General features: G+C 61.4%; 23 protein-coding genes. 6 read left to right on the top strand and 17 right to left on the bottom strand.

What is annotated here, in order from left to right; translation table 11 throughout:
• Nucleotides 1–12 precede the first annotated feature (12 nt).
• The 3 genes from AC1DJO_RS22300 to AC1DJO_RS22290 form a co-directional block, all read right to left on the bottom strand.
• The gene (locus AC1DJO_RS22300) at nt 13–834 is read right to left on the bottom strand and encodes a bifunctional allantoicase/(S)-ureidoglycine aminohydrolase (protein ID WP_112389954.1); all 822 of its coding nucleotides are present in this window, start codon (nt 832–834) and stop codon (nt 13–15) included.
• 116 nt (nt 835–950) lie between these two features.
• Nucleotides 951–3,923, bottom strand: a complete 2,973-nt coding sequence (locus AC1DJO_RS22295) for an autotransporter outer membrane beta-barrel domain-containing protein (protein WP_112389955.1) — start codon at nt 3,921–3,923, stop codon at nt 951–953.
• A 152-nt stretch (nt 3,924–4,075) separates the two neighbouring features.
• On the bottom strand, nt 4,076–4,345 hold the full coding sequence (locus AC1DJO_RS22290) for a hypothetical protein (protein WP_405049668.1): 270 nt from the start codon (nt 4,343–4,345) through the stop codon (nt 4,076–4,078).
• 139 nt (nt 4,346–4,484) lie between these two features.
• Here AC1DJO_RS22290 and AC1DJO_RS22285 point away from each other — a divergent pair, with 139 nt between their 5' ends.
• Nucleotides 4,485–5,036 (top strand): ribonuclease H family protein, encoded by a 552-nt coding sequence (locus tag AC1DJO_RS22285; RefSeq protein ID WP_112389956.1) that lies wholly within the window; start codon nt 4,485–4,487, stop codon nt 5,034–5,036.
• Here the strand turns inward: AC1DJO_RS22285 and AC1DJO_RS22280 are convergent.
• The 5 genes from AC1DJO_RS22280 to AC1DJO_RS22260 all read right to left on the bottom strand — a co-directional run bounded on the left by AC1DJO_RS22280 (nt 5,020) and on the right by AC1DJO_RS22260 (nt 10,480).
• The gene (locus tag AC1DJO_RS22280) at nt 5,020–5,376 is read right to left on the bottom strand and encodes a hypothetical protein (RefSeq protein ID WP_112389957.1); all 357 of its coding nucleotides are present in this window, start codon (nt 5,374–5,376) and stop codon (nt 5,020–5,022) included. The two genes, AC1DJO_RS22285 and AC1DJO_RS22280, sit on opposite strands and share 17 nt — an antisense overlap.
• A gap of 375 nt (nt 5,377–5,751) precedes the next feature.
• Complete coding sequence (locus AC1DJO_RS22275; protein ID WP_112389958.1) at nt 5,752–6,735, bottom strand: ABC transporter permease; 984 nt, start codon at nt 6,733–6,735, stop codon at nt 5,752–5,754.
• Complete coding sequence (locus AC1DJO_RS22270; protein WP_477972852.1) at nt 6,732–7,727, bottom strand: ABC transporter permease; 996 nt, start codon at nt 7,725–7,727, stop codon at nt 6,732–6,734. The genes AC1DJO_RS22275 and AC1DJO_RS22270 overlap by 4 nt, the downstream gene beginning before the upstream one ends.
• Entirely contained in the window at nt 7,724–9,262 is a 1,539-nt protein-coding gene (locus AC1DJO_RS22265) for a sugar ABC transporter ATP-binding protein (RefSeq protein WP_477972850.1), read from the bottom strand. Before AC1DJO_RS22265 ends, AC1DJO_RS22270 begins: the two co-directional genes overlap by 4 nt.
• A gap of 78 nt (nt 9,263–9,340) precedes the next feature.
• Entirely contained in the window at nt 9,341–10,480 is a 1,140-nt protein-coding gene (locus AC1DJO_RS22260; protein ID WP_112389961.1) for a sugar ABC transporter substrate-binding protein, read from the bottom strand.
• A gap of 221 nt (nt 10,481–10,701) precedes the next feature.
• Between AC1DJO_RS22260 and AC1DJO_RS22255 the strand changes: the two genes are divergently transcribed.
• A complete protein-coding gene (locus AC1DJO_RS22255) occupies nt 10,702–11,715 on the top strand; it encodes a LacI family DNA-binding transcriptional regulator (protein WP_112389962.1) in 1,014 nt (337 codons plus the stop codon).
• Nucleotides 11,716–11,719: 4 nt separating this feature from the next.
• Here AC1DJO_RS22255 and AC1DJO_RS22250 read toward each other — a convergent pair whose 3' ends face one another.
• The 7 genes from AC1DJO_RS22250 to AC1DJO_RS22220 form a co-directional block, all read right to left on the bottom strand.
• The gene (locus AC1DJO_RS22250; RefSeq protein WP_112389963.1) at nt 11,720–12,682 is read right to left on the bottom strand and encodes a GGDEF domain-containing protein; all 963 of its coding nucleotides are present in this window, start codon (nt 12,680–12,682) and stop codon (nt 11,720–11,722) included.
• 113 nt (nt 12,683–12,795) lie between these two features.
• Nucleotides 12,796–13,800, bottom strand: coding sequence for a GlxA family transcriptional regulator (locus AC1DJO_RS22245; RefSeq protein WP_112390083.1), 1,005 nt, complete (start codon nt 13,798–13,800; stop codon nt 12,796–12,798).
• 112 nt (nt 13,801–13,912) lie between these two features.
• Nucleotides 13,913–14,677: an SDR family NAD(P)-dependent oxidoreductase gene (locus tag AC1DJO_RS22240; RefSeq protein WP_112389964.1), complete on the bottom strand. Its 765-nt coding sequence runs from the start codon at nt 14,675–14,677 to the stop codon at nt 13,913–13,915.
• 9 nt (nt 14,678–14,686) lie between these two features.
• Nucleotides 14,687–15,739, bottom strand: a complete 1,053-nt coding sequence (locus tag AC1DJO_RS22235; protein WP_112389965.1) for an ABC transporter ATP-binding protein — start codon at nt 15,737–15,739, stop codon at nt 14,687–14,689.
• 20 nt (nt 15,740–15,759) lie between these two features.
• Nucleotides 15,760–16,590, bottom strand: coding sequence for a carbohydrate ABC transporter permease (locus AC1DJO_RS22230; RefSeq protein WP_112389966.1), 831 nt, complete (start codon nt 16,588–16,590; stop codon nt 15,760–15,762).
• Nucleotides 16,591–16,619: 29 nt separating this feature from the next.
• Nucleotides 16,620–17,555, bottom strand: a complete 936-nt coding sequence (locus AC1DJO_RS22225; RefSeq protein WP_112389967.1) for a carbohydrate ABC transporter permease — start codon at nt 17,553–17,555, stop codon at nt 16,620–16,622.
• Nucleotide 17,556: 1 nt separating this feature from the next.
• On the bottom strand, nt 17,557–18,807 hold the full coding sequence (locus AC1DJO_RS22220; RefSeq protein ID WP_112389968.1) for an extracellular solute-binding protein: 1,251 nt from the start codon (nt 18,805–18,807) through the stop codon (nt 17,557–17,559).
• A gap of 139 nt (nt 18,808–18,946) precedes the next feature.
• Here AC1DJO_RS22220 and AC1DJO_RS22215 point away from each other — a divergent pair, with 139 nt between their 5' ends.
• Both AC1DJO_RS22215 and AC1DJO_RS22210 read left to right on the top strand, forming a co-directional pair.
• Complete coding sequence (locus AC1DJO_RS22215; protein ID WP_112389969.1) at nt 18,947–19,837, top strand: N-acetylglucosamine kinase; 891 nt, start codon at nt 18,947–18,949, stop codon at nt 19,835–19,837.
• A gap of 28 nt (nt 19,838–19,865) precedes the next feature.
• On the top strand, nt 19,866–20,891 hold the full coding sequence (locus AC1DJO_RS22210) for an SIS domain-containing protein (RefSeq protein ID WP_112389970.1): 1,026 nt from the start codon (nt 19,866–19,868) through the stop codon (nt 20,889–20,891).
• Between the two features lie 2 nt (nt 20,892–20,893).
• Here AC1DJO_RS22210 and AC1DJO_RS22205 read toward each other — a convergent pair whose 3' ends face one another.
• Nucleotides 20,894–22,111, bottom strand: coding sequence for an ROK family transcriptional regulator (locus AC1DJO_RS22205; RefSeq protein ID WP_112389971.1), 1,218 nt, complete (start codon nt 22,109–22,111; stop codon nt 20,894–20,896).
• Nucleotides 22,112–22,221: 110 nt separating this feature from the next.
• Between AC1DJO_RS22205 and AC1DJO_RS22200 the strand changes: the two genes are divergently transcribed.
• The gene (locus AC1DJO_RS22200; protein WP_310301339.1) at nt 22,222–23,274 is read left to right on the top strand and encodes a phosphotransferase; all 1,053 of its coding nucleotides are present in this window, start codon (nt 22,222–22,224) and stop codon (nt 23,272–23,274) included.
• The gene (locus AC1DJO_RS22195; protein WP_112389973.1) at nt 23,271–24,575 is read left to right on the top strand and encodes an aspartate aminotransferase family protein; all 1,305 of its coding nucleotides are present in this window, start codon (nt 23,271–23,273) and stop codon (nt 24,573–24,575) included. Before AC1DJO_RS22200 ends, AC1DJO_RS22195 begins: the two co-directional genes overlap by 4 nt.
• Nucleotides 24,576–24,610: 35 nt before the next feature.
• On the opposite strand, the gene AC1DJO_RS22190 is transcribed toward AC1DJO_RS22195, so the two are convergent.
• Complete coding sequence (locus AC1DJO_RS22190; protein WP_112389974.1) at nt 24,611–26,017, bottom strand: DUF1254 domain-containing protein; 1,407 nt, start codon at nt 26,015–26,017, stop codon at nt 24,611–24,613.
• Nucleotides 26,018–26,037: the final 20 nt, after the last annotated feature.

Here is a 26,037-nt window from a genome sequence, read left to right as displayed (position 1 = left end):
GCAAGACGTCCTCTAGAACAGCGGTGCGTGCCGGTTGACGTCCTTGTAGAGCAGGTAGCGGAAGCGGCCGGGGCCGCCTGCATAGCAGGCCTGCGGGCAAAATGCGCGCAGCCACATGAAATCGCCGGCCTCGACTTCCACCCAATCCTGATTGAGGCGGTAGACGGCCCGGCCTTCGAGAACATAGAGACCATGCTCCATGACATGGGTTTCCATGAAGGGGATCACGGCGCCCGGTTCGAAGGTGACGATGGTCACATGCATGTCGTAGCGGATGTCGGCGGGATCGATGAAGCGCGTCGTCGCCCATTTGCCGTCCGTGCCGGGCATCGCGCCCGGTTCGTGCTGGTCCTCATGGGTGAAGATGGCGGGCGGCGCCTCCAGCCCCTCGACAGGCTGGAATGCCTTTCTGATCCAGTGGAAAGTCGCAAGCTCCGCGCCGTCATTTTGCAGCGTCCATGCACTGCCGGCAGGCAGATAGGCGAAGGATCCGGCGCGAAGCTGATGGACGCGTCCTTCGTGTCCGATCGCCAATGTCCCCGACACGACGAAGATAGCCGTCTCGGCCCGTGGCTCACCTTCCGGCTTGGTGCTGCCGCCGCCGGGCGCCACTTCCATGATATATTGAGAGAAGGTCTCGGAAAAACCGGTCATCGGCCGCGCGATGATCCAGGCACGGGTCTTTGACCAGTGTGGCAGATAGCTGGTGACGATATCCGTCATCACGCCCCGCGGGATGACCGCATATGCCGTGGTAAAAACCGCCTTGCCGGAGAGGAGATCGGTCTGCGGCGGAAGGCCACCGGGAGGGGAGTAATACGAGCGGTTTGCCATGGTCATTCTCTCAGCGTTTTCGACGGTTCGGACGGTAGTCTTCGGCACGCGGCGGCTCAAGACCGGTTTTGCAATCCGGCGGATTTTATCGGGCGCATCAGGAGGTGCGGCCCCTCCTAGAAATTCGCAACCAGTCTCGCCTGTGCCGTACTGGATTGCAGGCCCTTGCCGAACTCGCCGGAATAGCTGAGCGTCAGCCAGGTGGATTTGGTGAGTGCTGCGGAGAGGCCGAGCCTCACCAGCAGGGAATCCTGGGGCATCTCGACCCCTTCGATGACGAACGGCGAGCCGCCTGCAAAGGCCAGGCTCGAATACGGCGTCAGGTCGCCGGCGAGATGCCGCCAGCCGAACATGCCGGAGACCTTGACTGGAAGATCGCCCTGCGGCCAGTCGGCCGACCAGCGAAAGCCGATCGTCGAGGCGACGATCGCGTCGTTGCCGTCCGTAGCCGACAAGGCCGCCGCACCGCCGCTCTCGCGGAAGCCATCGCTATCCAGATTGACGTAGGCAAGGTTGGCGAAGGGCTGCAGCTTGATGGCATCCAGCTCCTGCGTCCAGGAGATGCCGGCGAAGACCTGGCTCGTGGCGCTGGCATAGCCGGCGGTCAGCTGATCAGCAAAGGTGCCGAAGGCGATGTCGCGCTGGGTCGATGCGTCGTTGTGAGAATAGATGGCCCCACCGACGAGGTCGAGGGGTCCGAAATCGCCCGCGGCATAAAGACCGCCGTGATATGAATCCGTATCCGCCTGATCGAGGGCATCGTGGCTGTAACCGGCCATCCCGCCGAGACGCCAGTGATCCGAAACCGGCACGTCCCCACCTGCGATGATGCCTGATGTCGTGGTGTCGAGACCGGCGGCGTTGCCATCGCCCTGCCAGCTGTTTGAAGACAGGAAGCCAGCGCTCCAGAATGTTGCCTGGTCGTGCTGCTGATCGGTGCGCGATGCCACTTCCTCGATAATTGCATCGCGGGCAAAGCGGCTTTCCCACAGCAAAGCGCTTTTGAGCGAAGCGTGAACCTCGCCGCTTAGCTGTGAGAAGGCGCTGTTGGCGGTGCTGATATCCAGCGGCAGAACGGCGTCATAGACACCATTTCCCGAACCCAGGGCCTCGACAGCAGCCGCTGTGGAACGGCCGTTCGCCGTCTCCGCGACATCGGCGAACTGCACACTGTTGCGATCCAGCTGCATGTCGGTAGCGGTCGTGCCGTAGGTCAACGTCGGCGACAGGAAGGCGAAGTTGCTCGTGACGTCATCGAAGGTGCCGGTGATGTTGCCGGCGCTGAGGATCGTGTAATTGGTTGCCAGCCCGTAATTGCCGCTCGCCGCCCTTATATCCAGCGTGCCGCCCTGGATATCGACGGCGCCTGTCGCGTCCACCTTGTCGGCAGCACCACTGGCGTCGATATCCACCTGATAGGTCGAGCCCGCGCGAAACGTCAGCCCCCCCGTTACCGCAAGCGTTGCAATCCCCGGGCCAGGCGAAAGGATGCCACCCGAATTCACCGTCAGGCCACCGACGACGCCGCTGCCGGACAAAAGGCCGCCGCCGAAAATATCGACCGCGCCGGATATCGTTCCGTCATTGACCAGCGAGCCGCCGGACACCGTTGCCGGCCCGCTGATCGTCCCAGTGTTGGCAAACGTGCCTCCGCTGTTGACGAGTGACGCGATGGTGCCGTCGTTAGAGGCGTTGCCAGCGTTCGTGACGGCGCCCGCGACCGCCCCGCTATTGTTGGTGAAACTGCCTGCTGCCCCAACAGCGACGTCATCGAGCGTTGCGTTGTTGACGACGCTGCCGCCGTTGACGGTCGTCGCCCCCGTGACTGCACCACCGCCGTTGTTCGTGAACGTGCCGCCGTCGTTCTGAAGCGAGGCGACCGTGCCCGCATTGGTCACGGTGCCGGAATTCTTGATCGCACCGGCAGTTGCGCCGCTGTTGTTGACGAAGGCGGCGACCGCAGCGACATCCGCATCGGTGATGACAAAATTGTTGGTGACAGCCCCGCCTGTAACAGTCGTCTTACCCGTCACCGTCCCGCCGGCATTGTTGGTGAAAGCGCCGCCGGTGTTGGTCAGGGCATCGATCGTACCGGCATTCGATGTGTTACCGGCATTGGTGACGGCGCCGGCCGCCGCGCCGCTGGCATTTGTGAACATGCCATCTGCACCGACATTGACGTTGTGAAGGGTGGCATTGTTTGTCACCGTGCCGCCCGAGACGTTGGTGCCGCCGGTAACGACGCCGCCGAAATTGTTGGTGAACGACCCGGCGTCGTTCTGAACGGAGCCGATCGTTCCGGCATTGGTGAGCGCGCCGGAATTCCGGATCGCACCGGCCGTGGCTCCATTGTTGTTGACGAAGGCGGCAACGGCGGCAACGTCCGCGTCGGTGATGACGAAATTGTTGGTGACCGTGCCGCCGGAAACCGTGGTTTTCCCGGTCACCGTGCCGCCGGTGTTGTTGGTGAAATTGCCCGCCGTATTCGTCAGAGTGCCGATCGTCCCGGCGTTGGAAGCCGTCCCGGCATTGGTGACCGTCTGGGTGATGGCGCCATTGTTGTTGACGAACGTCCCGCCCGCGGAAACATCGACGGCATCCATCCCGCCATTGTTGGTCAATGCGGTCGCCGTTCCGACCACGGCGCTGTCGAGCGTGCCGTTGACCGTCACATTGCCATTGTTGAGCATCAGGCGGCCGTTGAGGTCGCCATCGACGGAAAGCGCGCCGCCATCCAGGCTGACATTCGAGTTCAGTATGCCGCCCGCATTGATGCTGACGCTACCCGAGCTGATCGTGGTGCCGTTCGTCGTATTCAGCACGCCCGTATTGGTAATGGTGACATTGCCGCCGCCGACATCGAGCGTTCCAACAGAAACGCCATTTGTGACCTGCGGAGATCCGGTGTTGACGACAGCGGTGTCGGCTGCGCCGGGCGCGGCAGGCGTCCAGTTCGAACTATTACTGAATTCATTGTCCGAGCTGCCCGACCACGCCGATTGGGCAAGGCCGTGCACAGGCAGCACCACGGAAGCCAGCGCCGTGAACAGGCCTAGACGGCGGGAGAATGCCGGAAGCAGTGGTTTCATCAGGTCGGCCGACGCTAGCAAGCACCCGCCATTCGCCGGCGGGACGGTTAACAATTCCTATCCGAGCCTGGTTAATGAAGTCTTACATCGTTGGGTTGAAAGCCCTTTGCCGAATCCTGATCGACCGGACGGGAAACGCTGAAACCGGCTCGCTAGTGGACGGCCGGCTCCGAGTCATCGAGGAAGGACGCGATCCCGTCGCGGGCGATGGTCGCCAGGAATTCGTCGAACGCATCGCGGTCGGTCTCGAACGGTTCGTCCCAGCGGATCAGGTCTTCCGACTGGGTCACGACTTCCATCGTCCAGTCTTCCTGGCTGCCCTGGGTCCGGAAAATGTCCACAAGCACGGTGACACCATCTTCCGTGAATTCACCTGACAGCTCCGAATGTTCAAGCTTCGGTTCCTTGGCCTTTTTCGCCACTTTAATCTCCTGCGCCATCCGGCGCATGTTCGGGACACTTTCAAACGTAGCTAGGTGTCGTGCTGGCCGGTGTCAACCGGCGCTTCCCTCGACAGCAGCCAGTTGACCACTTCCCGGAAAGGCATCAAGGCTGGCAGCCATGACGACGAAGCTTATAAGCGGACCGGAGAACAGCCAGCTGGATATTCCCCGGAGCCACCAACCGCTGATCATCTTCACGGATGGCTCCTTCGAGCCAGGTGCTGCCCACGCGGGATGGGCCTTCGTCGTCTATGCGGATGAGGTCGAGGTGCTTGCAAGCGCCGGGCGCTTCCCGGCTGCGCCAGGGAATAATGCAGTCGAACTGACCGCAATCCTGAACGCCGCTCGATGGCTCAACGCCCATGCCGCTAACCGGCAGGCCGTCATTCTGACCGACTCCCGCTATGTGCTGGAGGGCTGCAATCGATGGCGTTTCATCTGGAGAAGCAACGGCTGGAAGAGGATCGAGCCTGACAGCCGCCGCAGGAAGCGGGCGATTGCCGATCGCGCGCTGTGGCAATCCCTCGATATCGAGCTTCAGCAGAACGACCAGATCACCGTCAACTGGTGCAAGGCGCATTCCGGCATCGCTGGCAATGTTCGCGCCGACGCGCTGGCGACACAAGCGCGTCTGGCGAAGACGGGCGACAATATCAGCGCTTCAATATGAAGACCGCCTTGCCGCCTTGAGACGCCTCGATGCCCTCCTTGGTCCGCTTCAGCATCAGGCATTTTTCCGCAGCCTGCGGCTCGGTCCTGATGCAGATCCCGTCCGCCACGGCTTTCCAGGTCGGGTGAATGCTGACCATGCTGTCGCTGATCGTTCCGCCGCCATCCGGTTTGAAAACCAGGATATTCGATACCCGGCGCTTGACGACATACATTTCCCAGGGATTGCCGTCGGCAACCACGCGCGCCAGAGACTCGGCAGCATACGCGCCGGGTGCCGAAAGCATGGTAATTGCGACGGCAGCAGCGGCGAACAACCCGCCGGAGGATTTTTTGGACATCAGTGACTTTCTGAGCGTTGATGGGGCCTGGCGCCGATTGCACGCAATCGTCACCGCAACGAGGCGCAAGGATGAGTCGAGCGCGCCTGTATCCGGTCTTGCCATTCAACATGGCATTTTTGAGTCTGCCGCGACCTGTTTCAGATGCCTGCTCACCACCTGTCGGCGGTCAGCCATCTGAGATGCGGATCACTCGCGTCCAAAAGAAAAGGCCGGGCGAACAATCGCACCGACCTTTCTTTATCGCTTCAGCCTCGTGCCAGTACATCCGTGGTCACTGTCTGAGCGATGTCATGGGGTTAGTCTATTCCGCCTGCATGGATTTGCAAGCACGGTTTGATACCAAATTCGGCTAGGATCGCGGCCCGCGCTGTATCAGGCAAGCTTCTGGCGTCCATAGAGCAGCAGCATGCAGACGATGACCGCGCCGTAAATCAGCTGCCGTCCGGCTTCCTCGATCTGCATGACGGAGAGGATCGATTGCAACAGGGTAATCAGGATCACGCCTGCAACCGTCCCGAGATATGAGCCCTTGCCGCCCAGTACATGGGTGCCGCCAAGAACGACAGCGGCAATCGACGGCAGCAGATAGGCATCTCCCATCGATTGCGAGGCCTTCGACGCATATCCGGCAAGCAGCACGCCGCCGAGCGCGCTCAGTGCACCCGATATGACAAAGGCGAGGAGCGTGATCCGGCGGGTATCGATGCCGGACATGTAGGCGGCCCGTTCACGGTTGCCTATGGCGTAGAGCGAGCGGCCAAATGTCGTCCGCGTCAAGAGGAAAACGGTGAGAATGCCGGTGACGAGCCAGACGAGCACGCCGTTTGGAATGGCCGGAATGAGGTAGCCGGTAGCAAGAAAGCGCATCGCTGGAGAGGCCGCGTCCTGCGGCGCGAAACCGCCGGTATAGACGACCATCAGACCCTGGACGACGGCATTGGTCGCGAGCGTGATGATCATCGATGGAATACGCAGATAGGCAACCGCTGCACCGTTGAAGGCGCCGATTGCCGCACCACAGAGGATACCGAAGGGGATCGCAACGATCGAGCCCGCCGTACCATAGGCCGTTGCCGCACAGGCCATCATCGCGCCCGCCGTCACCACCCATGGCACCGAGAGGTCGATCTGGCCGAGCAGAATCACCATCATCATTCCCGTCGCGATCACCCCAAGAAACGAGGCGACCTTCAGCTGCTGCAGCAAGTAGTCGGGAGACAGGAAATTCGATGAGTAGATCGAGCCGCCGAGCAGCAGCAGAATGATGCAGCCGAAGGCGATGGCGACGGCCGGATCGACGCTGCGAAGACGGACCGGAATGATCGACTGGCGCATGTAGGATGCATCCTCACTCATTGGAACCACTCCAGCCGGTTGCGAACGCGGGCAAGCCCGATGCAGCCGATGCTGATCGCCGCCATCAGCACGATCCCCTGGAAAAGGGGCTGCCAAAGCGGATCGAGGTCGAAGACGAACAACAGGTCGCCGATGGTGCGGAAAGCCAGGGCGCCGAACACCGCGCCGATGGCGCTGCCCTTGCCGCCGGCCAGCGACACGCCGCCAAGCACCACGGCGGCAATCGAATAGAGCGTATAGGCGTTGCCGCTCGCAAACGCCGCCTCGCCGGTATAAGAGAAAAAGGTCAGGTATAGGCCGCCGATCGCCGATAAGAGCCCGGCCAGCGCATAGGCTGCCAGCTTGGCCCGCTTGATCGGCATGCCCGACATATAGGCGGCGTTTTCGGACGAACCCGCGGCATAGGCCGCGCGGCCAAGCACCGACCGGCTGAACGGTACCCAGATGATCAGGATCGTCAATGTCAGGACAATCAGGCTGGTTGGGAAGATGCCGAACAGCTTGGAGGTGAAGGCATCAGCCAGATCCTCGTTCACCGATCCTCCCGGCGTCGGCCGCAGCAGCAAGGCGAGGCCGAAGAAGATGGCACTCGTCGCGATCGTCGTGACGATTGGCTGCAGCCTGCCGAAAATGATGATCAGGCCATTGAGCAGGCCGCAGGCAAGGCCGGTCAGCAGCACCGCGACAATGCCAAGACCTGTTTGCAGCGGTGTGCCGACGACCAGCCACGACGCAAGGCAATTGCAAAGGATCAGGATCATGCCGGCCGAAAGGTCGATGCCCGCGGTGATGACCACGAAACACTGCGCCATGGCGACAAAAGCAAGCAGCGTTGCCTTGTTCGACGCCGTCTGAACGACATTCGGCGTGAAGCCCGCGGGATGGTTGCTGACATAGATCACGAACATGACGAGGAACAGCGCCGCGGCAAGCAGCGTGCCCTTGTGCTGAACATACCAGAACCGCCAGTCGCTTGGAGACTTCGCGCTCATTGCCCGATCCTTTGTTCGACGGCCTGCGGATTGATGTTGAGTGCGCTGGCGATCAGTTCATGCTCGTTGATCTCTTCACCTTCGAGCGAGCGGATGACTCTGCCGTCATACATGACCAGAACACGGTCGCAGCAGCCGATCAGCTCATCGTAGTCGGTCGAGTAGAAGATGATTGCCGCGCCATCATCGGCAAGCTTGCGCAACAGCGCGTAGATTTCCTGCTTGGTGCCGACGTCGATGCCGCGCGTCGGATCGTTGAGCAGGGTGATCTTCGGGCGGTTCATCAGCCATTTGGCGATGACCACCTTCTGCTGGTTGCCGCCGGACAGGGCCCCCACCGGCATGTCGATCGTTGCGGCCTTGATTGCAAGGAGCTTCAGGAGTTCGTCGATCCTCGCCTGCTCGGCACTGCGATCGATGACGCCATGCCTGGAGACGCTGCCGAGTGCGGCAATCGACAGGTTTTCGCGCACGGTCATCGGCAGCATCAGCCCTTCCGTCTTGCGATCCTCAGGGATCAGCGCAATCGACGTGCCGCCCGACTTTGCCTGTTTCGGGCTCCTCAATGCCACCGGCTGACCGGCAACCTCGATACTGCCCTTGGTGTCGCGAAGCACGCCGAACAGCGCCAGCAGCAGTTCGCGCTGCCCCTGCCCGTCCAACCCGCCGAAGCCGATGATCTCGCCGGGGCGAATGTCGAAGCTGATATTTGACAACCTGTCTCCCCAGGAAAGCCCGCGGCAGGAGAGCACCGGGGCGCGATCGGCCGGTTTTGCAGGCTTCGGTGGAAAGACATTGGTGTATTCGCGGCCGATCATCAATTCGACCACCTGCTGATCGGTCTTGGTGCCGGCGGGATACGATTCGATGCTGCGGCCATTGCGAAACACCGTGCAATCGTCGGCGAGCGCTGCGATCTCGTGCATGCGATGGGAGATGTAAACGAGTGCCATGCCCTCCGAACGCAACCGCTTCAACACTTCGAAAACCTTCTCGACATCCGATTGGGTCAGGGCCGACGTCGCTTCGTCCAGGATCATCAGCCTGGGCTTGCGGGCCAGCGCCTTGGCAATCTCCACCATCTGGCGGCGCGACAGCGGCAGGTCCTTGACCAGCGACGAGGGATGAATGTCGGATGCGCCGGCCCGCGCCAGCGCTTCTTCGGCTATCGCCCTTTGCCGGCGCCGGTCAATCAGGCCGAAGCGCAAGGGCGGGTTACTGATGACGATATTGTCGGCAACCGACAGGTCCGGGATCAGCGATAGCTCCTGAAAGACGCAGACAATACCGGCGGCCGTTGCTGCAGCCGGACTGGTGAAGGAGACGTCGCCGCCATCGAGCAGCATACGCCCCTCGTCGGGGGCGACGGCACCTGCCATGATCTTGATAAGCGTCGATTTTCCGGCCCCGTTTTCGCCAAGGACGGCATGGATGGCGCCGGGCCGGATGGCGATGCTCGCATCCTTCAGGGCGATCACGCCGCCATATCGCTTCGATACGCCGTCCATCCGGAAAAACGGTTCAGGCAAATTCATGCGTCCACCTCCCGCGGTCGCAGCAACAGCAAGGCTGCGGGCGCGAACGCCCGCAGTCAATATGGCAAATTGGACCGCTTACTGGTTTTCCTTGCTCTGCCCCATGATTTCCTGGGCGGTGAAATTGATGCCGCAGGTGGGGAAGGCATTGCCGACGAAGAAATTGTCGGATTCCTTCGGATAGTAATCCTGGCCTTCCTTGAAATCAGGATCGGACACGAGCGCCGTCGGCAGCTTGATCGCCTGCGGGATCACCTGCCCCTCAAGAGCAGCAATCGCCGTCTTGATGGCGACGGCAACCTGGGCCGGGCCAGTGCCGGCCGACGTGCATTTCAGGCCATCGCCGGCATGGGCAGCGCAGAGCTTGCGGAAGCCGTTTTCGGTCTCGCCACCAAACGGCACGAAGGGATGCTTGGCATCGATCATCGCCTGGACGACGCCGGTATCACCGCCCTGGGCGGTAATCCCGTCGAACGGGCCGTTGGTGGCAATTGCGTCGGCCGTGGCCTTCTGCGCGACGCCGTCGTCCCATTTGCCGACGACTTCGGTCACGTCAAACTTCTTGCCGGATGCGGCGAGCGTTTCCTTGATGCCATCGTGGCGGTCGGTATCGACGGATGTGCCGGCTACGCCGCGAACTTCGAGAACCTTGCCGCCCTGAGGCATATGCTTGACCAGCCAATCGCCCCAGATGACCCCGAGACCTTTCTGGTCGACGTTGACGTTGATCGCGTCCTTGCTGTCGAGCGTGTTGTCGAAGGCAACCAAGACGACACCGGCCTCCTTGGCGCGCTTGATGACCGGGCCAAAGGCTGTCGGGTTCTGCGCATCGACGACGACGGCGTCATATCCGGCGTCAATGAAGTTGTTGATCGCCGATATCTGTGCCGGCACGTCCTCGCCGGTGGAGACGACCTTGAACTCCTTGAGCTTTGCCTTGACGTCAGGCTGCGCGGCATACGCCTTCGCCGTCTGCACCATCTGAATGCGCCAGGTATTGGCGATATAGCCGTTCGCCAGCGCGATGCGGTACGGGCCTTCTTTCTTGGGGAACTGCAGGAATTGCGTATCGGACGCCCATGGCGTCATGCATTGCGGATCGGCGGCCGGGCCGGAGACGACTTTCGGCTCCGCATAGGCAGCACTGCACAAAAGAGCCAGCATGGGCGCGGCAAGGCCAGCGAGCCGGATGGACTTCGCTTTCAACGACTTGGGCATGAATGTCCTCCTCCACGAGGCGGATCGAAGCCGCCTCTCCAGTATGATCTGATTGGCATGCTTGATCCGGAAGGCTCCATTCCCATCCATATCCGGAACGGCAAAAAGGTAACATAGTTGACAGCGCTGTCAAATTCTATTTGCTAGCGCTGTCAACTATGGCATAACTATAGATATTCTGACTTCGCATAGAGAAATATATCATACCGGAGAATTACTTCATGCGACGCGTGACATTGGACGATGTTGCAAGTCTTGCGGGCGTCAGCCCGATTACCGTGTCACGGGTACTGCGCAAGCCCGATGCCGTCTCCGAGGGCCTGCGCATGCGTGTCAACGCCGCGGTGAAGGAGCTCGGCTACGTGCCGAATATCGCCGCAAGCCGGCTCGCCTCTGCCCGTACTCACGCGATCGGCGTCATCGTGCCGACGCTCTACAACGTGATCTTTGCCGAGTATCTGTTTGCCTTGCATGAAGTGCTCGTCGGCGCCGGCTTTCAGGTCATTGTCGTCAATAGCCGCTATTCGGAACTCGAGGAGGAAAATGCCGTCAAGGCGCTGCTCGGCCAGCGGGTCGAGGCGATCATCATGGCCGGCATTCACCACACGGCACATGCGCGGCAGCTGCTTGCTCATGCCAATATGCCCGTCGTCGAGACATTCGAGCTCTCCGACGATCCCATCGATATCAATATCGGCATGTCGCAGGAGAAGGCCGGCTGGGCGGCGACACGCCACCTCATCGAGCGCGGTTTCCAGCGCATTGCATTCCTCAGCGGCAATCTCGATCATCGTTCCCAGTCGCGTTTCGATGGATACCATCTGGCGATGAAGGAGGCGGACTATCAGAGCCTGGAGCTCGTGACGCAGAAACCCCGCCACAGCTCCATCGCGCTTGGCTCGGCACTTTGCGCCGAGATGTTCGAACGCGGCAACATTCCCGAGGCGATCTTCTGCACCGACGACAACCTTGCGCTTGGCGCCATGCAGGAGTGTCGGAAACACAATATCCGGATTCCGAGCGACATCTCGATCATCGGCTTCCACGACCTGGAATTTGCCGCCTGCGCCTCCCCTTCGCTATCGTCCATCGCATCGAGACGCTACGAGACCGGCAGGCTCGCCGCTGAAAAAGTTCTGGCGGCCGTCAACGCCAGCACCGCCCATGGCGCCGAGCAGATCGATCTCGGCTTCAAGCTGATCGTGCGCGAGAGCACGGGCGGACAGCGATCTTAGGCGATCAGGCGGCGTCGAGACTGGGCGGCTGATGAACGACGAAGCGGTTTCGTCCCGACGCCTTGGCGCGGTACATCGCCCGGTCCGCTTCCTCGTAGAGCGAAGCCGAGGTCGATCCCGATCCGGCCCATGCGACGCCTATCGAAGCGCCGAGCGCGATATCGTCCCCCGCATTCCACTGCATGGCGGCGACGATGCGGTTTGCCGCGGTCTCCACCTGCTGGATCGAGGCGCTCCTGTAAATGACCGCGAATTCGTCGCCGCCAATTCGGGATACGAGATCAGCACCTTCGGCGGCAAAATTCAGCCGGCGCGCCGCCTCGATCAGGCAGGAATCGCCGACTCGGTGGCCGAGGCTGTCGTTGACGCGTTTGAAGCCGTCGAGATCAACCAGCAGCAGCGCGCAGTCGGTCGCCAGCCCGGACCCGACGAGGGTATCGAGGCGCTCATGGAACCTGAAGCGGTTCGCCAGTCCCGTCAGATGATCGAAATCGGCACGATGGCGGATTTCCTTCAGCATCATGATCTCGAGCGTCACGTCCTGCTTCAGCCCGAAGATCCGCACCGCCTTGCCGTTTTCGGATTCGACCCGCGCCGTGATCCTGATCCAGCGGCGATTTCCCTTTCGGGTGATCACCTCGGCGTCGAGCGAAAAGCTGCCGAGCTGCTCGATCGCGGCACTGCGAAGCCGCTTCAATTCGCTGAGCGTCTCGGCGGAATACATGGTGACGATCTCATCGCGCACCAAAGGTGTTCCCGGATCGACATCGAAGAGCTCGTAGACCATGTCGGTCCACCACAGGCGCTCATCGGCAAGACTGCATTCCCAGGCGCCGATGCGGGCAGCCTTGGAGCAGCTGTCGAAGACCTTTTTGAGATGATAGACGTCGCTCGCGAGATCGATGCGATCGACCTCAACGGTGTCCGTTCGGCTTGATCGTTTCCTGACCGGGGACGACGACGGCATCATGTTCCTCCATCCCGGCTATGGGATGACGGAAATCTGACATGGATTTATTGACGGGCGGTTTATCAGCCATCGAAGATACACTCTGTTTCTCAGGCTTTATTGCCGCAGTCTCAGCCGCTCAGTCCGCGCAGCTTGATATTTTTCCGGACGGTGGCCGGAGGTGCCTCGAAACGCTCCCTGAACTTTCTGATGAAATGCGAGGAATTCTGAAAGCCGGCGCGAATGGCGATCTCGGCGAGCGGAATCTTCGTGGTTTTCACCAGGCGCATCGCCGCGTCCAGCCGGACGATCAGGTAGGCGGAGGCCGGAGAAGTGCCGACCGCCGCCCGGAACGAGCGCTCGAGCTGGCGGCGCGATAGCCCGCTCTGCGATGCGATATCCTCGATATCGAGCAGATCTTCGATATGCTGCTCCATCGTCAGAAGCGCCTTTTCGACCCTCGCATCGTCGATACTGCCCTGCCCGATCGGATTTCGCGGCTGCATCTCGTTGGCATCCCGCCGTCTAGCGATCTGCAGGATTTCGAGCGCGTTCTTCTCGGCGAACTCTCCGACATGCCGGTTGAGCAGAAACGCCGCCAGATCCGCCGCGCTGCTGCCGCCCGCACAGGTGATGACGTTTCCGTCCTCGACGAACAGCTCGTGCGACGTCACGGAGATGTCCGGGAAGCGCTCGCGAAACTCGCCATGGTGCAGCCAGCTGACACAGGCCTTCTTTCCCTGGAGAAGACCCGCCTCCGCCAGAATGAAACTGCCGGTGCAGAGGCCGATCACCGGCACACCCGCATGCGCGGCATTGACGACATAGGAGACAGCGGCGCTGTCGAGCGCCTCGATCTTCTCGTTGATCCGGCCGCCGACGACCACGATATAGTCGAACTCGGCGGGTGGTTTCAGCGACGCGTTTGGTGGCACGGGTACGCCCGAGCTCGACGTCACGAAATGCTTGTCGACACTCATGACCAACCAATCGCAGGCAATTCTCCCGGAATTGTCGCGCTGATCGCTGCCCAGCCGCAGCGTATCGACGAACAGGGAAAAGGCGCTCAGCGTAAAATTTCGCGCCAGCAGGAAGCCGATCTTCAACTTCAGTGAGTTGGCTCTGTCGCCACGCATATGCAGATCCATCCGGCAGCAAGTTTGTCGCGAGCATATGCGGAAACAGCATTGCGTGCACAAGTGTTGGCGACATTCACGCAGACTGTCCGCGGCGTCTGATCTGCCGAACTTACTCTACGAGGCTCGCCCCGCCATCGATGACAAGGCACTGCCCGGTCATCCGCGAGGCGCGGTCCGACAGCCAGAGGATCGCATCGGCAATATCCGATGCCTCAGGAATGCTCTTCAGCGGTGCTGCGGCAATCAGCCCGGCCTTGAACTCACGGTAGGCATCTTCGCTGAGCCAGGAGAGCGCCCAGGAAGTATCGACGAACCCGGGGCAGACGGCGTTGACGCGGATATGCGGCGCCAGCGTCCGCGCAAGGCCGCGGGTCATCGTGTTGACGGCCCCTTTCGAGGCTGCATAGGCCAGCGACGAACCAGAGCCCGAGATGGCCGAGTCCGACGAGACGTTGACGATCGACCCCAGCGGCGCCTTCTGTAGATAGGGGACGGCGGCGCGGATCATCTGATAGGTGCCGCTGACATTGACGCGGAAGATCGCTTCGAAATCTGCAGCGTTGGATGCATTGAGATCTCCGGCTGGGGCCTGGCGCGTGACGCCGGCATTGTTGACGAGCGCGTCGATCCTGCCGAAGCGGCGGATCGTCTCGTCCGCGATCCGTCGGCAATCCGCATCCCCGGCAATATCACCGGGGATGGCGATCGCGTCGGCTCCCGCTTCCAGGCATTGGCGGACCACGTCTTCCGCGCCTGTCCTGTTGCGGCTGTAGTTGACGGCAACGTCGTAGCCGCTGCGGGCAAAGGCGATCGCCGTTGCCGCGCCGATACCGGATCCGGCACCGGTGATGATGACAGTTTTCCTGCTGCTCATGGTCTGCTCCTAGATCCGGATGCGCTGCTCGCCCTCGTCGAACAGGCAGACCTTTGCAGGATCGTAGGCCAGATGGACCTGCTGACCGGGCTGCACGACCAGCCGCTCATGTGCCTGGACGACGACCTGATGCTTGCCGACGCTGACGATCACCTCGGTGCTGGCGCCGGTCGGCTCGACGAGATGGACGATACCGGCCACGCCCTTGTCCGACAGGACGATATGCTCCGGCCGGATGCCATAGTGGATCCTGCTTTCCTCGGCTGGCGCATTCGCAGGCAGGGGAAAGCTGATGCCGTCGAGGCTCTCGAACGCCCCTCCAACAACCGTCCCCTCGATGATATTCATCGCCGGAGAGCCGATAAACTGCGCCACGAAGATGTTGGCGGGATTGTCGTAGAGCTCCAGCGGCGTTCCGGCCTGCTCGACGATGCCGGCGCGCATGACGACGATGCGGTCCGCCATGGTCATCGCCTCGACCTGATCATGGGTGACGTAGACTGTGGTGGTTTTCAAGCGCTGGTGCAGCGCCTTGATTTCGGCGCGCATCTGGACACGGAGCTTGGCATCGAGGTTCGAAAGCGGCTCGTCGAACAGGAACACCTTGGGATCGCGAACGATGGCGCGGCCCATGGCGACGCGCTGGCGCTGGCCGCCGGAGAGCTGGCGCGGATAGCGTGCCAATAGATCCTGAAGCCCGAGGATTTCGGCGGCGCGCATCACTTTGCCATCAATCTCGGCCTTCGGCACCTTCTTCAGCTGAAGTGCGAATTCCATATTTTCCCGGATCGTCATATGCGGATAGAGCGCATAGTTCTGAAACACCATGGCGATGTCCCGGGATTTCGGTGCGACGTCGTTGATGACGTTGCCGCCGATGGCGATCTCGCCGCCGCTGATATCCTCAAGTCCGGCGATCATCCGCAGAAGCGTCGACTTTCCGCAGCCGGAGGGACCGACGAGGATGACGAACTCGCCGTCCGGAATATCGACGGATACATCCTTGATAACGCTGGTCTGGGCGTAGCTCTTGCTGACGCTGCGGATTTGCACGGAGCTCATTCGGGTCCAATCTCCTGGAATTACTTGACGGCGCCTTGGGTGATGCCGGCGATGAATTGCTTGGAAAGCACGATGTAGAGAAGCGTGATCGGCAATGCGGCCAGCGTCAGGCCGGTGAACATCACGCCCCAATCTGTGGTGAACTCGCCGATGAAAACAGTCAGGCCCTGTGGCAATGTCTTCAGATTGTCCGAGGTGATCAGGATCAGCGGGAAGAAGAAGTCGTTCCAGATCGGCACCGCATTCTGGATTGCCACGATCACCATGGCTGGGCGCGCGAGCGGTAGCATGATCTTCAGCATGATCCGCAATTCACTGGCGCCATCGATACGCGCGGACTCTTCCAGCTCGCGCGGCAGCGTGCGCAGGAAACCCGTCATGATGAACACCGCCGACGGCAGGCCCATGGCGACATAGACGAGGACGAGGCCGGCATAGGTATCGACCAGATGCAGCGTATCGAGCTGGATGAAGAGCGGGATGATCGCCAGCTTCAATGGCACCGTCATGCCGCTGATGAAGAACATCAGCACAGCGCTGCCGAGGCGGAATTCATAGCGGGCGATCGCATAGGCCGCCATCGTGCCAAAGGTCAGGATCAGGATGATCGAGGCCGCCGTGACTCCGAAGGAATTCAGCATGTAGCGAATGAAATTCGTCTGATCCCAGACCTTCTGCAGATTGTCGAAGCCGAAGCTCTGCGGCAGGGCAAAGGGCGAGGTGAAGATCTCTGCATTCTTCTTGAATGAGGAAAGTACCATGACGACAAGCGGGTAGAGCATGATGAGTGCGTTCAGCACCAGCACTGCCTGAATGAAGCCGTTCTTGATCCACTCGTTGGAATTCTTCATGTCGTTTCCCGAAACTGGCAAAGGGCGGCCTAGAGCTGGATTTCACGGCGGCGCAGGAAGCGCAGCGCCACGAAGGAGAAGCCGGCGACGAAGAGGAACATCAGGACGGCGAGCGCGCTGCCCTGGCCGAAATCCTGGATACCGTTGGTGACGCTGCCGAAGGCCGTGCGATAGAAATAGAGGCCGAGCACATCGGTCGATCCGCCGGGCGATCCTGTCAGCCCCGCCATGACATAAGGGATTTCGAACCAGTTGAAGCTGCCGATGAAGGTCAGGATGCAGACGATCGTGACGCTGGGGGCGATCAGCGGCCAGATGATGCGGCGGAGGAGCACATAGTCGCCGGCTCCATCGAGCCGCGCCGCCTCGATCACCTCGGCGGAAATCCGCTGCATGCCGGCCAGCAGCACCAGCGTCGGGAAACCCAGCCAATGCCAGATATTGGCGAAGATGATGCTCCCGAGTGCGGTATTTTCATTGCCGAGCCATGCCGGTCCCTGGATGTGGATCAGCGCCAGCGCGCCGTTGACGATACCGAACAGCGGATGCAGGAAGAGCTTCCAGAGAAAGCCGACGATAACGGAAGACAGCACCACAGGAAGAAACACGATGACCTGGTGGATGCGGTGGCCGGGCAATCCCTTCAACAGCCCGAAGGCGATGAGGAAAGCGGTGCCGTTTTCGAAGACCATCAGAGAGACGAAGACGATAACATTGTGCCAGAAGGCATTGAACGTCCAGTCGCTATAGGGCTCCTCGAAGAGGACCTTTCGGAAGTTCTCCAGGCCGATGAAGTTCGACGGCAGCAGGCCGTTAAAATCATAAAAGGCAAAACGGAGGGCGGAGAGCAATGGCCAGACGACGAAGAGCGTCATCACGGCCATCGCCGGGAAGAGCAGGAAGCAGATCCACAAGGACCGGCGCTGCGGCAGAAAAGTCGTCGTGCGGCGCCGGTCCTTGTTCATGTCATTTCCCCTGGAAAGGCTTGTACCACTTGGCGAGACCATCGGTCAGATCGGCGCCAAGCTGATCGGGCGTCATGCTGCCGGACATCATCTTCGTAATGTCGTTCTGCAGCAACTCGGAACCCGTGGGCTTCTGGAAGCGGAAATAGACGACGTTGATGTGCGGCATCGCGGTCTCGTTGAGCTTGGCGACTTCTGCCAGCAGCGGGTCCTTTACGACGACGCCCTTGATCGGCGAGATGTTGCCGAGGAGCGCGGTGAACTTGTCGCCGAATTCCTTGGTGCCCATCCAGGCGACCAGCTTGAGAGCGGCTTCCTTGTTCGGCGATGCTGCGTTGACCGCATAGCCGCCGTCATAGAACTTCGTTGCCTGGGGAACATCGCCTGCCTTTGCAGCCGGCGGTGCAATGAAGTCCATGTTGATCTGCGGGTTTTCGCCCTTGTAGGTGGAGATGTCGAAGCTGCCGCCGGCAAGCATGGCCGCACGGCCGCTGACGAAGAGCTGGCCCGCGGTATCGTAATCGATGCCTTCGAAGCCTGGCGACATGTAGTCGCGCAGCTCGAGCAGCTTGTTGAGCGCCGCGATGTAGCGCGGATCCTTGAAAGTCGCCTTGCCGGTCTTCAGGTCGGAGACGAAATCCTGGCCGAGCAGCGGGCCGGTGAAGGAGGCAACGAACATTTCGTTGAACCAGCTGGTGCCAAGGCCGTTGGCGAGCGGAATGACGCCCTTTTCCTTCAGCGCCTTGGAAACGGTAATGAACTCATCCCAGGTGGTGGGCGCCTTGAGACCGGCCTTTTCGAAGACATCCTTGTTGATGAAGAGGCCGAGGGTCTGCGAGGCGAAGGGCAGCGAATAGACCTGGCCGTCTGCACGGTATGTGCCCGACAGGAGCGCATCGGCCGACATGTTTGCCAGCGAGGGCATGTTGGAGCTGTCCTGCTTGACGAAATAGCCTGACTTCACGAACTGCTCGAGCCAGCCATAGGCATGCGTGTGAATGACATCGCCGCCCTTGCCGCCGGCCAGCGCCGTCGAGACGATCGTCGGATAGTTCTCATCCGGGAAGGATTCGAACTTCACGTGGATATCCGGATTTTCCTTGGTGAAGTCGGCAAACAGCTCGTTGTAGGCCGCCTTGTCTTCCTGGCGCCAGGTCCAGAAGGAAATGTCCGTGGCATAGGTGAAGGGAGCGGAAAGCCCCCAGGCAATTGTCGCTGCGGTCAGCAGCCCTGCTATCGATCTCACTCTCATTACGCTCCCCTTTTCGTTTTCTAGGGCGTGTTCACGATCATTAACAAATCATAGTTCTTGCCTTTTGGCTAGATAGTTTGTAAAGCTGCCTAACTATATTTTTTAGCCCACCGAACTTCATGCAGAAGGCATATATTCTATGGCGAAAAGCGGCCTGATCGCAGGCATCGATATCGGCGGCACAAAGACGCATCTGCTCGTCAGCGAAGACGGCAATGTGGTTGCTGATACGGTTGTGCCCACCTCGGACTGGCGAACATGGGACCGGCCCGCCGATGCTGCCGTACTCGCAGCGCTGATCACGGGAACGGCGAAGGCAGAACCTGCCGCTATCGCTGTCGGTGCCCATGGCTGCGATACCGGTCCACATTGCACGCAGATGGAAAGCGACCTCGGCGCTCACCTCACCGGCAAGATCAAGGTCGTCAACGATTCCGAACTGCTGGTTCCCGCAGCAGGCTTCGAGGCAGGTATCGGGGTCGTCTCCGGCACCGGGTCGATTGCCGTTGCACGCAACGGCGAAGGCGAGATGCTGGTTGCCGGTGGTTGGGGCTGGATCCTCGGCGACGAAGGCAGTGCCGCAGCGCTCGTCAGGGAAGCCGCCCGGGCGATCCGCAAGTCGATCGATCTCGGCGAGAGCGGTGATCCGCTTGTCGCCGGTCTGATGTCGAAGCTGCAGACCGACGATGCGACGAAGATCGGCCGCCTGCTCAACGAGACGCGCGGCGCGGCCGTCTGGGGCAGCTATGCCGATGCCGTATTCGACGCTGCCTCGCAGAAATCGCCACTCGCATCGAGGGTGATCGAGGACGGTGCCGCCGCCCTCGCCCGCCTTGTCGGCATTCTGATCAGCCGCGGTGCGGACGCCAGTCACGTCGTCATCGGCGGCGGTGTCGTTGTCGAGCAGCCGAGCCTGTTCGAGGCCTTTCGCCGGGCGATGGCGGAAGTCTCTCCGAAGAGCGAAATCACCCTGCTGCGCGCAGCCCCGGTCAACGGCGCGCTGGCGCTCGCGCGCCGCCTGCTCGGCTGAACCGATTGGATAGACAGAGGAAGCGGAAATGGAACGCATTGGTTACAGAAACGCGGTTGCCCGCCAGCCGGAAAGCCTGGCGGAAGGCCTGAGCGTCGTGCGCGAGGCGCTCGCCAGGCTCGATATCAGCGGATTCGCCGGCAAGACAGTAGGCTTTGCCGGTATCGGCGCCAGCTATCAGGCCGCCATGGCGGGCGCCGTTTACCTTCGCGCGCTGGGCATCCCATCCTTTCCCTATTGCCCGACCGATCTCTACGAAGCGCTAGATAGCGCCGCCGGCGCCTTCGTGGCCCTGTCGGCATCGGGTCAGAGCCGTGAAATCTCAGACGTGATGCGGCTCCGGCCTTCCACGCCGAAGATTGCGATCTGCAGAGGCAGCGAGAACCCGCTTGCCGAACTCACCGGCGCCGTCCTTCCGACGGGGTCCGGTTCCGACAATGGCGCGAGCTCAACGGGCTATACCGGCATGCTGCTCGCCATCGGGCTGCTCTGCGAGAGGCTGGCGGGCGGACGCTCTTCTCCCGAGTGGAACCGCCTGCCAGCCGCTGTTTCGAAGACATTGCAATCCGCCGCGGGGCAAGCGTCCGAAGCCGCAAAGATGCTCGGTGCCTGCAGTTCGATCGATCTCGTCGGCGGAGGGACCGGCTATGCCAATGCCGGCGAAGGTGCGATGTTGATCCGCGAGGCGGTGCGTATTCCCGCCGCCGGATGGGACACAATGAACTATCTGCATGGGCCGATGGAATCGCAGGATCGGAGAACCGGTGTCATCGCCTTCGGCAACGGCCGGGAGACGAAGATCGCCGAGGACATGGCGGGCTTCGGCTGCCCCTCTGTTCTGATCACCAACCGCCACGACATTGCCCAGCGTGACAATCTGGTGGTGATCGCCGTGCCCGGCCTCAACCACCCGATCGCCGATGCGATCATCGAGATCGTCGCCCTGCAGATGATAACAGGCGACATGCAGGACGCCGCCGGGCTGACGAACATCACCTTCCGCTATCGCCAAACCGATACCAAGCTGAAACCGTGGTCGCCGACGGAAGTGTAGGATCAGCCGAAAGACGCTTCCGGCCCCTCGTCCGAGGCCGGGCCGGCGGGCAGCACCAGCGTCGCATCCGGCGCTTCGCCGAGAATATCGGCCAGCGCATAGTCGGCGGCAAGCCGGGTAGCCCCGAGCACGGTGCCATTGACGCCGAGGCTGCTCACCGCAATCTCCGTCGCCCAGGTCAGGTCGCGGGCAACATGACGGACCTCATCGAGCATCAGCGGATTCTGACCGACGCCGCCGCCCAGAACAACGAGACCCGGATCAAAGAAGCCGATGCAGCCAGCGACCATTCTCCCGATATCGGCCCCATGTCTGTTGACCCAGAGGACCGCTTCCTTTTCGCCTGCATGCGCCCGGTCGAAGAGTTCGCGTGCCGTCGCCGGGGGTTCCCCGGCGGTGGCGGGCCATCCGGCGATGCAACGTTCCATCAGCGCATCGGAGCCCAAATGATGTTCCAGGCCCTCGCGCTCCGGCACATGTCCGGCCGACCACGGAAACGGCAGGCGGCCAGCCTCACCCGCGGCGCCATTGAAGCCGCGGAAGAGCTTGCCGCCGATGACGATGCCGAGGCCGATGCGCACGCCGATCTGCAGAAACAGAAAGATCTCGCGGCCCTGCGCCGCGCCGTCGCGAAGCTCGCCGAAGGCCGCGCAGTTGACGTTGTTCTCCAGCAGGATCGGCGCTTCGACGGATTGCCGCAACCGCTGCAAGACGGCTTCCGGCCCCTTGCGGCGGCTCAGCCCCAGCCGGTTGCGCGAGACGATGCGTGGAACGGCGACAGCGATGCTGCGCAGGTTCTTGCTGCGCTTGCCGACCGCCAGGATCGCAGTTCGCGCCGCCTCATCGACGATCTCCGCCACCTCTTCCGTCGTGGCGCGCTGCTGCTTGGCGATTTTCAGTTCGGCGGTTGCGAGCGGCGTTCCGTCGAGCCCCTGCGCGACAGCGCGCACCTGCGCGACACCGACATCGATCCCGAGCACATATCCGGCTTCCGGCCCCAGGGCATAAACCGTGGCCGAACGGCCCATTGCCCCCTGCTGCGAACCGATCGGGGCCACCAGTCCCAATGCGCCGAGCTCGTTCATCACTGCGGTCATTGTCGGCTTGGACAGATTGAGCATCGCGCCGAGCCGCGGCCGGGTGATCGGGCCGGAAGACGCAACGACGCGCAGAACGGAGCGGGAGCTTTCGGTAAGCGGCGGAATGGTGGCTGGCGGCATTGCTTCTCTTTCATCCGGCATTGGCCGGTTGCGTGCAACGCATCGTTCAAATCGCGCAGCATCGAATTTCAAACATCGTCCGTGACCCGGTGTCAATAAAGGCCAGCTTGATGACCCAAACCTCCGAGCCCGATACCAACGACGCCCTGACGGCAAAACTGGAGAGGACGCCGCTTGCGCGCGTCGAAGCCATTGCTGCCCAGTATTTCTGCATCGCCGGCCGCGCTTCGGTACTCTCAAGCGAACGCGACGAGACCTTCCTGATCCAGGCCACGCATGGCCAGCGCGCGATCCTGAAGATCGCCAATACGGCCGAGCGCGCCGATGTGCTGACCTTCCAGACCGATGCCTTGCGCCACCTCGAGCGCAAACCGCTGGCGCTTCCCCTTCCCAAGCCGATCCCGGCCTATAACGGCAATTTTCTCCTCAAGCTGGGTTTCGGAAGCGACCAGCGCTTCGTACGCATGCTGACATTTCTGGATGGCGTTCAGCTCTACAAGGCACCGCGCTCCGTGCCGCAGATACAAGCGCTGGGGCGCAGCCTGGCGCGACTCGCTCAGGCTCTGGCGGATTTCAGACCTGAGCCGCTGCTGCAGAACCTGCTTTGGGACATCTGCAACGCCGCCGCTTTGCGGCCCCTCACCTCTCACGTTGGCGAAGAGCGGCGCAGCCTCGTCGTTTCAGCGCTCGACGGCTTCGAGCGTCTCGCTTCCAATGGATTTTCCGGGCTCCCACGGCAAGTGATCCACAACGATTTCAATCCGCACAACATTCTCGTAGCGGCAGACGACCCTGCGGAGATCACCGGGGTCATCGACTTCGGCGATCTCGTCGAGGCGCCGCTGGTCAACGATCTCGCCGTGGCGCTGTCCTATCAGGCGGGCGGTGACGACGGAATGGAGGCTATCGTTGCGATGCTTCAGGCCTATCATGCGGTCCGCCCGCTCTCCGCAGACGAGCTTTCGGCACTGCCCTGTCTTCTGCGGACGCGGCTGGCGATGACCGTTCTCATCCCGGAATGGCGTGCCAGCCTCTACCCTGAAAACCGCGACTACATCCTGCGCAACCACCCGGCAGCCCTTGCCGGGCTCATTCGCCTGGCGGATCATAGCGACGAAGCGCTTGCCGCCTTCTTCCGGCAGACTATCGGAGACTCAGCATGACCATGGCCAACGCATTCGGAGCCGGCGATTTCGAGCGCCTGAGCGCTGCCGAGCAATCGATGATCAAGCGGCGCGAACGCGTACTCGGACCGGCCTACCGGCTGTTCTATGAGCGGCCCCTGCATTTCGTACGCGGCGAAGGCGTCTGGCTCTACGACGCAGAAGGACGCGCCTATCTCGACGCCTATAACAACGTTGCCTCCATCGGCCACGGCAATCCGGCGGTGCTGGAGGCGATCGCCCGCCAGGCCGAAACGCTGAACACGCATACGCGCTACCTGCACGAAAACATCCTCGACTACGCCGAGGCTCTCACCGCGACATGCCCGGATGAACTCAGCCAGGTCATGTTCACCTGCACCGGCAGCGAGGCCAACGATCTGGCCGTGCGGATCGCCCGCAGCTATACCGGCGGAACCGGCATCATCGTAACGGCGCATGCCTATCACGGCGTCACGGCAACAGTTGCCGCCTTCTCACCCTCGCTCGGCCCCAATGTCGATCTCGGAGCGCATGTGCGCACCGTCGCCGCACCCGATCCTTCGCTTCCGCCTGAACAGATGGAAGCCGCCTTTGCCGACGGCGTGAAGGCCGCAATTGCCGATCTCACACGCCACGGCATCAAGCCGGCGATGCTGATCGTCGATACGATCTTTTCCAGCGACGGCGTCATCCCAGGCCATGCCGGCTTCCTCAAGCCGGCCGTCGAGGCGATCCGGACGGCAGGCGGCATTTTCGTTGCCGATGAAGTGCAACCTGGCTTCGGGCGAACAGGCGAGGCGATGTGGGGATTCCAGCGCCACGGCTTCGTGCCCGATCTGGTCACGACGGGCAAGCCGATGGGTAACGGCTATCCCGTCGCCGGACTGATCGCCAGACCCGAGGTGATCGCCGAATTCGGCAAGAACTCGCGCTACTTCAACACGTTCGGCGGAAATCCTGTCGCCGCCGCCGCAGGCATGGCCGTGTTACGCTTCATTGAGGAGCAGGATCTCATTGCCCATACCCGCGACGTCGGCACCCATTTCCTGCACGGACTCGAAGCGCTGAAGACCCGCTTTCCGGGGATCGGCGATATCCGCGGTGCAGGGCTCTTCATCGGGGCCGATATCGTCGAGAACGGCAGGCCGTCGGCATCGCTTGCAGCGCGCATCGTCAACGGTCTCCGGGAGAGACAGGTTCTGATTAGCGCCAGCGGCCCTGACGCCAACGTTCTGAAGATCCGCCCGCCGCTGGTCTTTGCCCGTGATCACGCCGATCAGTTTCTGGACGCATTGGAGCAGACGCTAGGCGCGATGTGAACGGGCCCGCTACGGCAAGAAGGTCGGGCGGCGGCCTACTGAAGTCTGACGGCATCGGACAGTACCCATTTCTTGTCGAAGAAATCCTTGGTTGGCCCATAGGCGCGGAACATCAATTCAAAGTGCCTTTTCGGATCGGTGGGGACCCAATTGGCATCCTTGCCCTTCGGCGGCCTTGGCCCGAAATACAGATCGATGGAACCATCGGCATTCTTTGCGAGATCCGGAATCTGCGAGGATCGGCTGGCGCGCGAAACGTTCTTGATCAGCGCATGGGTTTTGCGGTCATAGGCGGTCACCGACCAATATTGCTGAACAGGCACATTTGCCGGCGCGTTCAGTTTGTAGGTGTGGCGCCCGTCGAAGGCGCGGCCGTCCTTGTCGCGGATGGAGATCGAGTAGAACTGACCGGCGCCCAGTCTTTTGATGCCGATATAGGCCATCGTGTAGATCACCCCGCGATGATCGACAGGATAGGAATCCGCCTCGTCGAAATCCCTTTGGGCGGCCGTGACGACGTCGGCATAGCCTGGAAAGGTCCAACGGCTGGTCTCGCTGAAAAACGGCGCAAAACCGTCATCGTACTTTGCTTGAAGCAGGGCTTGCGCTTCCTTCATGGCCTTTGCTAGCAACGATTTGACGTGACTATCCGGTTTGAAGGGCTTGCCTTTCTCGATGCCGAGCGACTTCAGCTGATCGATCATGACCCGGTCACGCGCGATCCACGGCTCCTCCTGGACGACACGATTGAGATTGTCGAAGAAGCGCGCGTCCCATTGGATCGTCGAATCGAAAACGATGTCCTTCACATCGCTGAACACGGTCTGAGGGGGATTGGCCGCTGCCGAGAGCGGATAGACCTTCATCTTTTTTCCATATTCGATGGAGGCCTCAACATCGGCGGTGTCATGGCTCGCCATATTGGAGCGGAACAGTATATAGCCGCCGTAGACATTGGATTTCAGCGGGATGTATCCGTCAGGCGGTGTTTCCTTGTAATCAGGCGGTAGGATGAGGAATTTTCCGCCCTTTCCCTTGTCCGCGCCGAGCAGACCGGCATCTTCAAGCGGCTGCTGCCAAACCGTAACAATATTGCCGTTGAAGGAACCCTTCGCCTCTGCTGCAGGAAGATCGAGAACGAAAGGCCCGTCCTTCGTGTCGAAGAACGCCATGAAGTAAAGCGCATCGGGATTTGGCGTCAGCGTCTGGTTCTTCCAGTCGAGCGGTTCGCCCCAATAGATGACCTGGCCGACCTTGCCCGGTGTCTTGTTCAGCATCTCCTGCCGCATCAGATCGTAGTTGACGGCAGGCATGCCCCAGACGACGGCCTGGACCGCCTTTCGCTCGATCTCGCGATCGGTAATCTCGCTTCTCGCCTTGTCTGCCGCCATCGCTGGCAGGCTCGTCAACAATAGCAGGCATAGTGCCGGTAGCAGCTTCATCGGATTGCCCTCCACTTTGC

Source organism: Rhizobium sp. 05N430, from assembly GCF_056396985.1.
The sequence above is the reverse complement of the archived record's forward strand: the minus strand, read 5'-3'. Positions and strand labels throughout refer to the sequence as shown.

What these genes read in the sequence shown, in the direction of transcription:
- AC1DJO_RS22220 (WP_112389968.1), bottom strand. Translation starts at nt 18,807, where the DNA reads ATGAGAGTGAGATCGATAGCAGGGCTGCTGACCGCAGCGACAATTGCC.
- AC1DJO_RS22270 (WP_477972852.1), bottom strand. Translation starts at nt 7,727, where the DNA reads ATGAGCGCGAAGTCTCCAAGCGACTGGCGGTTCTGGTATGTTCAGCAC.
- AC1DJO_RS22225 (WP_112389967.1), bottom strand. Translation starts at nt 17,555, where the DNA reads ATGAACAAGGACCGGCGCCGCACGACGACTTTTCTGCCGCAGCGCCGG.
- AC1DJO_RS22235 (WP_112389965.1), bottom strand. Translation starts at nt 15,739, where the DNA reads ATGAGCTCCGTGCAAATCCGCAGCGTCAGCAAGAGCTACGCCCAGACC.
- AC1DJO_RS22195 (WP_112389973.1), top strand. Translation starts at nt 23,271, where the DNA reads ATGACCATGGCCAACGCATTCGGAGCCGGCGATTTCGAGCGCCTGAGC.
- AC1DJO_RS22280 (WP_112389957.1), bottom strand. Translation starts at nt 5,376, where the DNA reads ATGTCCAAAAAATCCTCCGGCGGGTTGTTCGCCGCTGCTGCCGTCGCA.
- AC1DJO_RS22240 (WP_112389964.1), bottom strand. Translation starts at nt 14,677, where the DNA reads ATGAGCAGCAGGAAAACTGTCATCATCACCGGTGCCGGATCCGGTATC.
- AC1DJO_RS22205 (WP_112389971.1), bottom strand. Translation starts at nt 22,111, where the DNA reads ATGCCGCCAGCCACCATTCCGCCGCTTACCGAAAGCTCCCGCTCCGTT.
- AC1DJO_RS22215 (WP_112389969.1), top strand. Translation starts at nt 18,947, where the DNA reads ATGGCGAAAAGCGGCCTGATCGCAGGCATCGATATCGGCGGCACAAAG.
- AC1DJO_RS22300 (WP_112389954.1), bottom strand. Translation starts at nt 834, where the DNA reads ATGGCAAACCGCTCGTATTACTCCCCTCCCGGTGGCCTTCCGCCGCAG.
- AC1DJO_RS22295 (WP_112389955.1), bottom strand. Translation starts at nt 3,923, where the DNA reads ATGAAACCACTGCTTCCGGCATTCTCCCGCCGTCTAGGCCTGTTCACG.
- AC1DJO_RS22250 (WP_112389963.1), bottom strand. Translation starts at nt 12,682, where the DNA reads ATGCCGTCGTCGTCCCCGGTCAGGAAACGATCAAGCCGAACGGACACC.
- AC1DJO_RS22255 (WP_112389962.1), top strand. Translation starts at nt 10,702, where the DNA reads ATGCGACGCGTGACATTGGACGATGTTGCAAGTCTTGCGGGCGTCAGC.
- AC1DJO_RS22275 (WP_112389958.1), bottom strand. Translation starts at nt 6,735, where the DNA reads ATGAGTGAGGATGCATCCTACATGCGCCAGTCGATCATTCCGGTCCGT.
- AC1DJO_RS22200 (WP_310301339.1), top strand. Translation starts at nt 22,222, where the DNA reads ATGACCCAAACCTCCGAGCCCGATACCAACGACGCCCTGACGGCAAAA.
- AC1DJO_RS22265 (WP_477972850.1), bottom strand. Translation starts at nt 9,262, where the DNA reads ATGAATTTGCCTGAACCGTTTTTCCGGATGGACGGCGTATCGAAGCGA.
- AC1DJO_RS22245 (WP_112390083.1), bottom strand. Translation starts at nt 13,800, where the DNA reads ATGCGTGGCGACAGAGCCAACTCACTGAAGTTGAAGATCGGCTTCCTG.
- AC1DJO_RS22260 (WP_112389961.1), bottom strand. Translation starts at nt 10,480, where the DNA reads ATGCCCAAGTCGTTGAAAGCGAAGTCCATCCGGCTCGCTGGCCTTGCC.
- AC1DJO_RS22230 (WP_112389966.1), bottom strand. Translation starts at nt 16,590, where the DNA reads ATGAAGAATTCCAACGAGTGGATCAAGAACGGCTTCATTCAGGCAGTG.
- AC1DJO_RS22190 (WP_112389974.1), bottom strand. Translation starts at nt 26,017, where the DNA reads ATGAAGCTGCTACCGGCACTATGCCTGCTATTGTTGACGAGCCTGCCA.
- AC1DJO_RS22285 (WP_112389956.1), top strand. Translation starts at nt 4,485, where the DNA reads ATGACGACGAAGCTTATAAGCGGACCGGAGAACAGCCAGCTGGATATT.
- AC1DJO_RS22210 (WP_112389970.1), top strand. Translation starts at nt 19,866, where the DNA reads ATGGAACGCATTGGTTACAGAAACGCGGTTGCCCGCCAGCCGGAAAGC.